This is a genomic window from Actinocorallia populi (assembly GCF_002995495.1).
Classification (GTDB): Bacteria; Actinomycetota; Actinomycetes; order Streptosporangiales; family Streptosporangiaceae; genus Actinocorallia; species Actinocorallia populi.
In genome coordinates, this window is the sequence record NZ_PVZV01000011.1 from 278,449 (window position 1) to 288,941 (window position 10,493).

General features: G+C 65.9%; 11 protein-coding genes. 5 read left to right on the forward strand and 6 right to left on the reverse strand.

Going from position 1 to position 10,493, the window contains the following annotated elements:
- The first annotated feature begins 45 nt into the window (after positions 1-45).
- Complete coding sequence (locus C2865_RS35580; RefSeq protein WP_157964034.1) at positions 46-741, forward strand: hypothetical protein; 696 nt, start codon at positions 46-48, stop codon at positions 739-741.
- 569 nt (positions 742-1,310) lie between these two features.
- Positions 1,311-1,511, forward strand: coding sequence for a hypothetical protein (locus C2865_RS35590; RefSeq protein WP_106403044.1), 201 nt, complete (start codon positions 1,311-1,313; stop codon positions 1,509-1,511).
- Between the two features lie 324 nt (positions 1,512-1,835).
- Here the strand turns inward: C2865_RS35590 and C2865_RS35595 are convergent, their stop codons facing one another.
- Positions 1,836-2,054 carry a hypothetical protein gene (locus C2865_RS35595; protein ID WP_106403045.1) on the reverse strand — a complete coding sequence of 73 codons (219 nt, stop codon included), beginning with the start codon at positions 2,052-2,054 and terminating at the stop codon, positions 1,836-1,838.
- A 153-nt stretch (positions 2,055-2,207) separates the two neighbouring features.
- Here C2865_RS35595 and C2865_RS35600 point away from each other — a divergent pair, with 153 nt between their 5' ends.
- Positions 2,208-3,020, forward strand: a complete 813-nt coding sequence (locus C2865_RS35600; RefSeq protein WP_106403046.1) for a helix-turn-helix domain-containing protein — start codon at positions 2,208-2,210, stop codon at positions 3,018-3,020.
- On the forward strand, positions 3,017-3,223 hold the full coding sequence (locus C2865_RS35605; RefSeq protein ID WP_106403047.1) for a DUF397 domain-containing protein: 207 nt from the start codon (positions 3,017-3,019) through the stop codon (positions 3,221-3,223). The genes C2865_RS35600 and C2865_RS35605 overlap by 4 nt, the downstream gene beginning before the upstream one ends.
- A 707-nt stretch (positions 3,224-3,930) precedes the next feature.
- Here the strand turns inward: C2865_RS35605 and C2865_RS35610 are convergent.
- The 5 genes from C2865_RS35610 to C2865_RS35630 form a co-directional block, all read right to left on the reverse strand.
- A complete protein-coding gene (locus C2865_RS35610; protein WP_198653826.1) occupies positions 3,931-4,893 on the reverse strand; it encodes an alpha/beta fold hydrolase in 963 nt (320 codons plus the stop codon).
- A 544-nt stretch (positions 4,894-5,437) separates the two neighbouring features.
- A complete protein-coding gene (locus C2865_RS42010; protein ID WP_106403049.1) occupies positions 5,438-7,126 on the reverse strand; it encodes a serine/threonine-protein kinase in 1,689 nt (562 codons plus the stop codon).
- Positions 7,123-7,725 carry a hypothetical protein gene (locus C2865_RS35620; protein ID WP_157964035.1) on the reverse strand — a complete coding sequence of 201 codons (603 nt, stop codon included), beginning with the start codon at positions 7,723-7,725 and terminating at the stop codon, positions 7,123-7,125. The genes C2865_RS42010 and C2865_RS35620 overlap by 4 nt, the downstream gene beginning before the upstream one ends.
- 141 nt (positions 7,726-7,866) lie before the next feature.
- Entirely contained in the window at positions 7,867-8,403 is a 537-nt protein-coding gene (locus C2865_RS35625) for a hypothetical protein (protein WP_106403051.1), read from the reverse strand.
- Positions 8,404-8,675: 272 nt separating this feature from the next.
- Complete coding sequence (locus tag C2865_RS35630) at positions 8,676-9,251, reverse strand: hypothetical protein (protein ID WP_106403052.1); 576 nt, start codon at positions 9,249-9,251, stop codon at positions 8,676-8,678.
- Positions 9,252-9,666: 415 nt separating this feature from the next.
- On the opposite strand from C2865_RS35630, the gene C2865_RS35635 reads away from it, so the two are divergent.
- On the forward strand, positions 9,667-10,493 hold an 827-nt coding region (locus tag C2865_RS35635), incomplete at its 3' end, for a transposase (protein ID WP_106403078.1).

Sequence of the window (10,493 nt, forward strand, 5' to 3'; positions counted from 1 at the left end):
GACTGCACTTTGGCCACGGGCTCCGAGGACTGCACCACCACCCCGGTGGAGCTCACCCGCGACAGCACCTTCGTCTACCGGTCCGGTGACGGGCTCTCGCGGCTCGCGGTCTGCTGCGAGATCCAGCTCCGCGTCGACCCCAGCCGGGAATGGGTCTGGCCCGTCTACCAGACCAAGCTGCGCCTCGACCTCAAATGCCCCGTCGTGCTCATCGTCATCACACCCGATCCCGCCGTGGCCCGCTGGTGCGCTCGGGGCTTCGACACCGGCCACCCCGGCTTCATCCTCGCCCCGCTCTGCATCGGCCCCGAGGAGACCGACCGCATCACCGATCTGGAGGAGGCCCGAGAAAACCTGGAATTGGCCTTCATGTCCGCGCTCACCCATGGCGACACGCCGCAAGGCCTGGTGATCCTCGACACCTTCGTGGAAGCCTTGAACGAAATAGACCTGGAAAAGGCCCGCCAGTACGCCGAACTACTCCTCAGATCCCTCACGGGACCCGGCAAACTCCACATGGAGCACCTGATGAAGAACGACTTCGAGTTCACCAGCGACTACGCCTGCCGCCTCCGCGCCGAAGGAGAGGCCAAGAGCATCCTGATCGTCCTCAAGGCGCGTGGCGTTCCGGTCACCCAGCACGCCCGGGACCGTATCCGCGCCTGTGCGGACACGGCGCAGCTTGAGCGTTGGCTTGAGCGTGCCGCGCGGATCGAGCACATTGACGAGCTGTTCCAGTAGCGGCCCGCGGACGTGAGCGAGGGCGTCCGTACACCGTGTTCGTCGGCCGGGCGCCGGAGTCGCCTCCGTCATGGCGTCGAGACGGGGCTGGCTCGAGCGCCGCGGCTTCTCTCCGCGACTCCGCCTCTGCGCAGTCCTGAACGAAGAGGCGAACCGTCCATGTCCGATGTTCGAGTGGAGTACTTCATGGAGACCGAGAACTGCGATCTCACGAGCGGTTGCGCCTGCCAAGTCAGGTTCCTGGGCCAGGCTGAAGGCAGGGCCGAGGGCAGGATCGAAGGCAGGGCCGAGGGCATCCTCATCGTCCTCGGATCACGCGGCATCCCGGTGCCTTCGTCTGTCCGCGCGCGTATTCGGGAGTGCACGGAGCCCGCGCGGTTGGGACTCTGGATCCAACGTGCCGTGCATGTCGACCGTGCTGAGGAGATCTTTCAGGACTGGCCTCGCCGGGGCCCGGAGAAATGGGCAAATCCATTCCAAAGTATGGATGAGTGACCAACCGCTCGGTCGCGGGTGGGGATATGAAGGAAGGGCGTACACGACCAGATCTCTGTTCCGGGAGGCTCGACATGGCGGACCGAAGGCGAGAAGAGGCGGGGGACGCCGAACGGCGCACGAGCGGCGAGAAGCCCGACGCGCGCCGGGCCCCTGCCGAGGGGAAGACCGCACGCCGTCCCACGGCGACCCCTCCGGACGACACCACGGACCTGGACGACGGCCGCCGCAGAGCCCACAACCCGGAGGACTTCAGCCCCGACGATTTCGAGTAACACGGCGCGGCGGCATACGAGGACGTCTTCTTCCTCCGGCCCGCCCGGCCGCGCTCACACCGAAGGGCGGGCTTACGGCTCGAAACGGGCCAGGCGGGATTCAGACGGACAGGCCGGGACGCTTGATGCGTTCGTCCAGACCGGTAGACCGGTAGACCGGTAGACCGGTAGACCGGTAGACCGGCGCCCGGAAGGCGTCAGGTGCTCGCGCTGAGGATTCTCGAAGTCCCGGACGGCCGCGACGGCCGGAGAACGGCGAGTTCGACGCGGGCGTTGCCATGGACGCCGCCGCCGTGAGGATCCTGCGTCACGCGATGCCCGGGGTCACAGGGAGTCCTCGATCTCGACCTGGATGGCTAGGGCTTCGCCGAGGTCTTCGAGGGTGTCCTCCACGAGGGTCATGTAGAGGCCGGCCACGAGTTCCTCGTCGGTGAGGAAGGGGCAGCCGAGGCGGGTGGCGATGTAGCAGCCTTGGTCACCGAAGGGGCGGATGTTCCAGTCCGGGTGCTTCCGCTGGAGTGGTGTGCATTCCTGCTCGTTCATGGATGAGTTTCCTTGGGGTTTCGAGTGCGTTCTTGTGACCACCCTCACAGGAAGCGATTACTCTCGGCTACGAACCGCGTACTCCTCTGTCCGCACCCGCTTTCCGTGGCCGACACCCGGAATCCCGGCGGACCCGTCCACGGGAGAACCCCGATGGCACCTCAACGCAAGGACGAGCCGCTCTGGCCCCAGAAGATGTTCGCCCTCGAGATGCGCGCCCGGCGCGAGGCCGCGGGCCTGTCCCGCAACAGGCTCGCCGAGGCCCTCGGCTGCACGCCCCAGTGGCTGGCGAAGGTCGAGACCTACGACAAGACGCCGTCCGAAGCACTCGCCGACGATCTCGACACCTACTTCAAGGCCGGAGGCGCCTTCCACCGGCTCTGGGAAGAGATCATCGACGCACGGAAGCGCGGACTCGTCCCCAGCAGGTTTCGCCCGCTCATGGAAGCAGAGAAGGAAGCCTCACAGATCAGCATCTACGAGCCTCTGCTGATGACCGGGCTGCTCCAAACAGAGGAATACGCGCGCCTGGTGCTGAGCTCCGGGCAGTATCCGAGGAAAGCCGAAGAACGGTTGGCGATTCGGCTGGAGCGGCAAAGAGTCCTCACCAAAGAGGATCCCCCCTGGCTGTTCGTCCTGCTCCGAGAGCCGGTCATCCGGGACGTGCGGCGGGAGTTCCGCATCGAGCAGTGCAAACGGCTGCTGGACCTGATGCAGGAGGAGAGGATCTCCATCCAGGTCATCCCCACGGATGCGCCGGTCTTCCAGCCGAGCGGTTTCCAGGTGCTCAACTTCGATTCCGCAGCGGACATCGCCTATGTGGACGGAGCCGGTAGTAACGGTCAGACTCTGACTGAACCAGATGCTGTTCGCGCGCTTACCGTGCTGTTCAACGTGATCAGATCCACCGCGATGTCCGCAGAGGAATCCGAGAACCTGATCAGCAAGATCATGGAGGACACGTGAGTACATCCCACCCGTCATCCGCTCTCTGGCGTAAAAGCACCTACAGCGACTCCGACGGAGGGGCCTGCGTGGAGGTCGCCGGTCTTTCCGAGGTGATCGCGGTACGCGACTCCAAGAACCCCGCCGGTCCCCAGCTCGCCTTCACCCGCACCGCTTTCGCCCGGCTCACCCACCAGATCCGTGCGGGCCGTCACGACCTCTGACGTCCCGCTCAGCGGGCAGCCTCCGACCGTCCGGCCAGAGGCTGCCCGGTGAGCGACCCTCTGGGGCCTGGCCGGTGGCGTCGGTGGGCTTTGGCGACGCTGACCCGGCCATAGGGTTCTGGTTTCCGGAGTCGGGGAGAAGCCGCGGGCCCGAACGGGAACGAGTGGTGAGGCGTCCGGCATCCTGCCGAGGATGGGTCCTTGCCCTGCATGAAGTCGCCTTTCTCGGACACCCTGGTGGATCCGGGCGTCGACCGCCACAGGGGCCGCAGCCCTGAGGGCCTCAGTCCAGACGACTCCGCATGCTTCCGCGCCCGGGGCGGGCACGTCTCGGTCGCCGGCTGGAAAACACCCGGTGCCAGACGAGCAGCCCCGGACGGCCTGCCTTCGGTGCCGTTGGCCCTCGGGTGTGCGGCCCGTGTATGCCTTCCAGACAGGGCCGCCGTTCTCCGTCCGGCTCGCCTGAAGGCGATCCGAGCTCGGCTCCACGCCCCGGGGGATCGGTGCGTACTCGGGAAGCCGCCCCACCGGATCCAGTTCGCGGATGCCGAGCAGCGTTCCGGTGAATCCGGTCCCGGCGGGTGTCGGGCGAGTGACACGCGGCCCGGCGACAGCGGCCGCTGCTCGTCCCGCTGGAGGTGGTCTGAGGCGGTGCGTCGCGGGCGGCGTGCCGGGAACGGACCGGCGCCGCCGTACGGGCGGTCGCGTCAGAGCGCGTGGAGGAACTCGATCAGCAGCCGGTTGACCTCGTCGGGGCGTTCCTGCTGGATCCAGTGGCCGCAGCCGTCGAGCAGGTGGCTTGCGGTGAGGCGGGGGAGCGTCTGGGGATAGGCCTCGATCGCGTCGGCCAGCCACATGGTGGAGGCGTCACGGGTGCCGCCCAGGAACAACGACGGCTGGGTGATCGGGGCCCCGGCGTAGGGGGCGAGGTCCTCCCAGTCGCGGTCCATGTTCCGGTACCGGTTGAGGCCGCCGGTCAGGCCGGTGCGCTCGAACTCAGCGGCGTAGAAGTCGAGGTCCTCAGGCGACAGCCAGGACGGCAGCGCCCCGGTGGGGAACCGCTCGCGCAGCGTGCCGCCGTCGCGGGAGACGAAGTGCGGGTCGGGCTCGCCGGGACCGGGCATCGTGTCGGCCGACAGAGCACGGTAGAAACCCGCCAGCCAGCCGCGGACGTCGGGTTCGATCTCGGCCTCGGCCCGTCCGGGCTCCTGGAAGTAGGAGACGTAGAACTCCTGGTCGCCGCCCATCCCGGCGAACACCTCGCTCGGACGGGGACCGCCCGGCGGCGTGAAGGGAACGCTCAGGAGGCCGACCGCACGGAACACCTCCGGCGCGACCAGCGCGGAGTGCGCGGCGATCGTCGCACCCCAGTCGTGGCCGATGACGACCGCCTGCTCCTCGCCCAGCGCACGGACCACGGCGACGTTGTCGGCGACCAGGTCCAGCATCCGGTAGCCGGCGGGATCCCGCGGCTTGGAGGAGCGTCCGTAACCCCGCACATCCATCGCCGCCACCCGGTAACCCGCCTCCGCGAGCACCGGCAGCTGCCGCCGCCAGGAGTACCACGACTCGGGAAACCCGTGCACGAGCAGCACCAGCGGTCCGCTGCCCTGCTCCACCACATGGACCCGCCCGGCATCCGTCGCCACCATCCGATGCTCGACCCTCACGCCGACCTCCTCGTTCCGCGTCCCGCCATCCTCAGCGAGCAAGGAAGCCATGCCCAAACCCTGTTGCCGAACCAGCAACCGGCCCTTCAGGAGAGAACGCTACGAAGACCTCAGGCCGGGACCGCTCTCAGCGAGGCAACTGCCCGGCCCGGACCAGACGCGATGAGATGCCTGTACTGTGTCACGATCTCCGCGGCGCACCTTCAGCGAGCCGCTCGCGAACACGACCAACCTCAGCGAACACAGACCAGGGAGCCCGAGAACAGGACAACGCCGGCTCCCTGTGACTGTCGGCAGACCATCGACCGATGGCTCTGAACGGAGCAAGCAATGAGACGTTCGGAATCCCGCCGAGGGAGGAGGTCCCGCGCTGCAGGAGGTCGCCTTTCCCGGACGACAGGGAGGATGCGGATGATGGCCGCCACAGGGTCCACAATCCCGAGGCCCTCAACCCAGGCGGTTTTGAATGAGGAAACACCCGGTGTCAGATGGGCCGCTCCAGCCGGACCGCCCGCCTTGGGCACCACTGTCGATCAAGATCGTTTCAGCTCGAGACGGTGAGGCGCGGCAGTTCACCTTCGACGCGAAGTCCGGATTCTTTCAGGGAGACCGTAGACGAATTGCGTTCTGCGGTGCTGATCAGGCCGGGCGGGTTGAACGCGGAGACCAGGTACTCGCCGGGCCTGGCATCATCGGGGATGCGGAAGGTGAAGACTCCCTGGATGGGAAATATCCATGCGCACTCTGACGTGCGGTAATGCTCTTCGCCTCGATCGGACGTGAGTTTTGCTGGAAGCTTGTTCGCAGGAGCGGACGCAGGTATCCGGCTCGTTCTCCCTCCGGGGTAGAGCCAGATCTCTTTTTCGGCGTTTTCGAACTCTTCGAGCGTGAACGTGCCTCCCATTTTGACGTTGTAGGCCTGATGGTAGGCGCCTGGACCGTTGGCGTCGGGATCATGGCACCTGTAGTTGTTCTCCGACAGGTACTCCAATCCCCAGGTGGCACGGGCCTCGAAACGAAGACGCAGGGTGACTCGGGTGCCGGGTGCGACCCGGGACGGGCTTATCGACAAGCGGTAGCGTGTTCCAGGACCGGCCTTACTGCCCGGCGGGATGCTCTGGTTGCCGGTGACCACCGCGGCGTTGTAGAACCACTCTTCGTAGGAGGAGGTCGAGGTTCCACCGACGTCGGGGCCGCTCAGCAACAGCCAGCAGGTGGCGCCTACGGCGAGGGTGCCCGATCCGACGGCAGCGGCCTTCCCGGTACCGATCTTTGTCAACCAGCCGGTTTTTCCTGTTCCTCCGCCCAGTACCGTCGTTGCGATACTCGTTCCGGTCTGTACGGTTCCTGAGCCTGCGGCCAGAAGAGCCAAGGGGAACAGCGTGGCGAGCGCGGCGGCTCCTGCGGCGAGGGCCGCCAACCCTCGCGACTCCCAGTCCTGTCCGTAAGCCTCTGCAGCGACCTGTTCCAACCGATCGACAAATGCCAGTGCGTGTGAGGGGCGGCCTGCCGGCTCTTTGGCCATGCCCGCAGTGATGATTTCGCGTAGTTCCGCCGGGAACCCCTCCAGCGGCACAGGCGTTTGCAGGTGGCGTGCGGCCATCTCTGCCAGAGTCTTCGCCTGAAACGGTCGACGCCCGGCCACACACTCGTAGAACACACAGGTCGCGGCGTATACATCGGTGGCGGGGACGGCTTCTTCGCGTTTCCATTGTTCCGGAGCCATGTAGGAGGGAGTGCCGCTCATCGAGCGTTCACCGGCCAACGCGGCGACACCGAAGTCGATGAGCTTGCTCTGTCCGTCTTCTTGCACCATCACGTTCGCGGGCTTGTAGTCCCGGTGGACGATCCCGAGCCGGTGCGCCGCATCGAGCCCCAGCAGGGAACCCTTCAACACGGTCAGCGAGGCTTCGGCCGTCAGCCGCCCGTGCTGCTCGAGTACCTTCTGGAGCGAGACTCCGTGGACGGCCTCCATCACGATCGCGGCCTGGGCTCCGCTTTGCAGGTACTCCCGTACTTGTGCCACATGGGGGTGGCGTACCCGAGCCAGAAGTTCCGCCTCCCGGCGGAATCCATTGATCTGCCGCTCGTCACTCAGGAGATCGGATGCCAGGAACTTGATGGCCACCAGCTCCGACGATCCGGTGTGCCTGGCCAGCACCACACGCCCCTGTGCCCCCTGCCCCAGTTCCTGGATCTCGGTGTACCGGGGCAATAGACCCGCTGCGTTCACCCGAACCTTTTCAGTTGCTCCGTCAACAGTTCAGTGGCCTTCTCGGCGATAGGCTCGCCCGAGTCCTTGGGGGTTACCCGCTGCCAGTAGAGCGAGCTGAACACCGCATTTCCGCTCTGGGCATAGTCGATCACGGTGTAGTAGACGTTGATATTGGAGATCGAAGGAGGATAAACGGTCTTCTCGAATCCGCGGAGATGCCGCCATCCTTCAATCTCGGATTCGGTGAGCTTCCAGGTGTCCTCGTGCTGGTAGCGAAGTTTGTTTCCCGGAAGCCGCTCGGCTGGGACCTTCTTCTTGCCGGGGCACTTTGATATCTCCTGCTGCACCTTCGATATGGCGTCCGCTGCTTGATCGGAAGTCGGGTAAACGGCTATGAATTGAGCGTAGTTGGCCCCCCTCAGCTTATAGTCTGGGGCTCCGTACTTCCGGGTCGTCTTTTCCGGGCTTCCGGGGAGCCTGATGTCGGAGAGGGAGCATCCGCGCAGATCGCCGTCCTGGAAAGAGCTGACGCGCAACTCATTTTTTGTCCAGCCCTTGCCGAGATCAGCCAAATCGAGGAGATCGGACTTGGTTTGGTCGGTCGTGTACGTGCGCACGGGCGTAGGCGTGGGCGTCGGGGTGGGAGAAGAGGCCGGTGGGCTTGGGCGGTTCCCCTCTGAGCTGCAGCCGGTCAGCATGACGAGGGCGAGAACCAAGGCCGCACGTGAACTGGGGGCGAGCAAGGTCCACCTTTCGCTCTAGTTGTCCTTGGCTTCGGTCTGGATCTCGTCGACCAGCAGTTCGACTTCACCGGCGGGCGATGCGTACTCCGCGTCGACGATTCCGGCGGCCCCATCCGGGCAGACACCCGCACAGGTCCAGGCGATGTGCCAGTACGGGGTCGCGGTGATCTCGAACTCTTCCATTCCGTGGTAGGCCGAAGAGGTCTTGAAGTAATAGTCGCACTCTTCTCCCGGTCCCTCTCCATTAGGGCGTCCGGGGCCTTCGCAGATCATCTCGTCCTCGACGAGATCCCACAGCACGTACTTGAGTTCCGCCGTAGCGGTGATGGTCTGGGGCTGAACTCCCTCTGCCGCGCCGACCGAAGCCTGGACCGTGATGTCATCGGCCTCGTCCTCGGGTATCCAGAAGGATGTCTTCATGCGCACATACGTCTTCGCTTCCGGAGACGTCTCGATGGTTGGAACAGGGAATTCGATCTGGTTGAACGCTTTGGCGATCGTATCCGCGGTATCGGGCAGCGGTGCCTCCGGAGGGTCTTCGACTTCTGTCACCAGACCAGGGTCTCCGCTGTCACTCAGGCCGTCACCAGGGTCGGAGTTGCCGATCGCACCACCACCATCGTCGTTCGGGCCATTGTTGTTATTGGGACCGCCGGGGTTTCCCGGGTTACCCGGATTCTCTCCCTCAGCGACACACCCAAGACCTCCGGCGGGAGCCGCGTCGCAGGGCCCCGCGTAGGCCGGGGCCGGGAACGCGACGAGAGAGGCCGCCGCCAGGGACAAGGCAAGGAGTGACGGACGGAAAGAGATTGCTCGGAGGGGGGTCAGCATCGCTTTCCCTTTCGCGCTTCGGCGGCCTTCCAGGTGGTGCCGTCGTACTGGAAACGGGCTTGGTAGACGTACGTGCTGCTCTTGTCGGTGCCGCCGATGCGTTTTCCGGTCTTCGCGGAGAACTTGTAGGCGCCGAGGGTGCGCACGCAGTCCACGACGAGGATCGAGGAGAGGTCCTTCGAGCGGGAGTGGACCTTGGGGTTGAGGACGTTGCGAAAGCGCCAGATGACGCCCTTGCGGTCCTTGAAGGTGGCGTTGACGTCCTTGGTGATGATGCCGAGTAGCGGTTCCGTCGCGACCTCGGCCAGGGGCTCCGGATCGCCGGTGGCGTAGGCCTTCTCGTACGCGCGCTGGTAGGCGCGGTAGCGCTCCAGCACGTTGTCGTCCGCCTGGGCGCGGGACATGGACGGGGCGACCGGCGTCGTGGAGGCGGGGGCGCTGGGGAGGCCCGCGGTGGGGGCGTCCGAGGGGGCGAATGTGCCGCCTTCGGGGGAGGACGAGGCGCAGCCGGAGAGCGGGAGCGTGCACAGCAGGGCCACCGCGGGGAGGCTGTACCGGGCTTTCTCCATGGTGTCTGCTCAATCCGGCGTGGCGGGATATTGCACGACCGGAGCCTACAGAGGCGTCAGATCTCTTGTAACCCCTGCACCGTAAGAGTTATCGACGTTTCATCGGGATCAGTGGATCGGCGGGTACGCCGGGGTGCGACCGAATTTCGGACATCCCTTCTGACGGGATGCGCGATGTCCGTGATGGGGTGTCAGGAACGTCAACAGGATCTAGCAAGGAATCCCGGCCGTTCACGGCCGGGAAGAATGGCTCCCCGCGGAGCGGGGTCGAGCGCCGCGCAACGGTCAGACGGGGCGTTCCCGCTGCCCGAGACACAACGAACATGCAGGTCATAGACGAAGCCTCACCCCGATTTATGCATGCCGGAAACGAGAAACACTCTCGGTGCCGGAAAGGAGACGCTACGTTGTGCGGGTGAAGCTCGTGGTGCAGGTGAAGCTGCTCCCGGACGAGGCCACCCAGGTGGTTCTCCGGGAGACGCTGCACGCCTGCAACCGGGCCGCCAACCACGCCTCCCGCCGCGCGTTCGAGGCCGGGGTGACGGGCGGTCGGGCGCTTCAGCGGCTGGTGTACGCAGAGGTGAAGGCGATGGGCCTGTCCGCCCAACCCGCCCTGCACGCCGTCCGCAAGACCGCCGGTGCCTACGCCACCTTAAAGGCGAACCTGAAGGTCGGGAACTACGGCCGTGAGGGCTCCCGGCGGCGCCGGGCGGTGGAGTCCAAGCCGGTCCGCTTCCGTAAGGACGCCGCCCAGCCGTTCGACGACCGGTGCCTGTCCTGGCAGACCGAGGCGCGCACCGTCTCGATCTGGACCGTCTGCGGCCGCGTGAAGGGCATTCCGTTCCAGTGCTCGCCCGCTCAGTTGACGATGCTCACCGAGCGCGGGCAAGGGGAGTCCGATCTGGTGCTGCGGGGCGGGAACTGGTATCTGTACGCGGTCTGCGAGGTTCCCGAGCCCGAGCAGTTCGATCCGGCTGCCTTCCTGGGTGTGGATCTGGGCATTGTGAACATCGCCACCACCAGCGACGGCACCCGTTATGCGGGCAAGCATCTCAACCAGGTCCGGCACCGCAACCGGCGGCTGCGCCAAAGGCTGCAGAAGAAGGGCACCAGGTCCGCCAAACGGCTGCTGCGCAAGCTGTCGGGCCGGGAGGCGCGGTTCGCGGCCGACACCAACCATCGCATCGCCAAGCAGCTGGTGACCGAGGCTCAACGCACCTGCCGCGGCATCGCCCTGGAAGA

Coding starts and splice junctions, on each gene's coding strand:
- C2865_RS35590 (WP_106403044.1), top strand. CDS start 1,311: ATGGCGGACCGAAGGCGAGAAGAGGCGGGGGACGCCGAACGGCGCACG.
- C2865_RS35595 (WP_106403045.1), bottom strand. CDS start 2,054: ATGAACGAGCAGGAATGCACACCACTCCAGCGGAAGCACCCGGACTGG.
- C2865_RS35600 (WP_106403046.1), top strand. CDS start 2,208: ATGGCACCTCAACGCAAGGACGAGCCGCTCTGGCCCCAGAAGATGTTC.
- C2865_RS35630 (WP_106403052.1), bottom strand. CDS start 9,251: ATGGAGAAAGCCCGGTACAGCCTCCCCGCGGTGGCCCTGCTGTGCACG.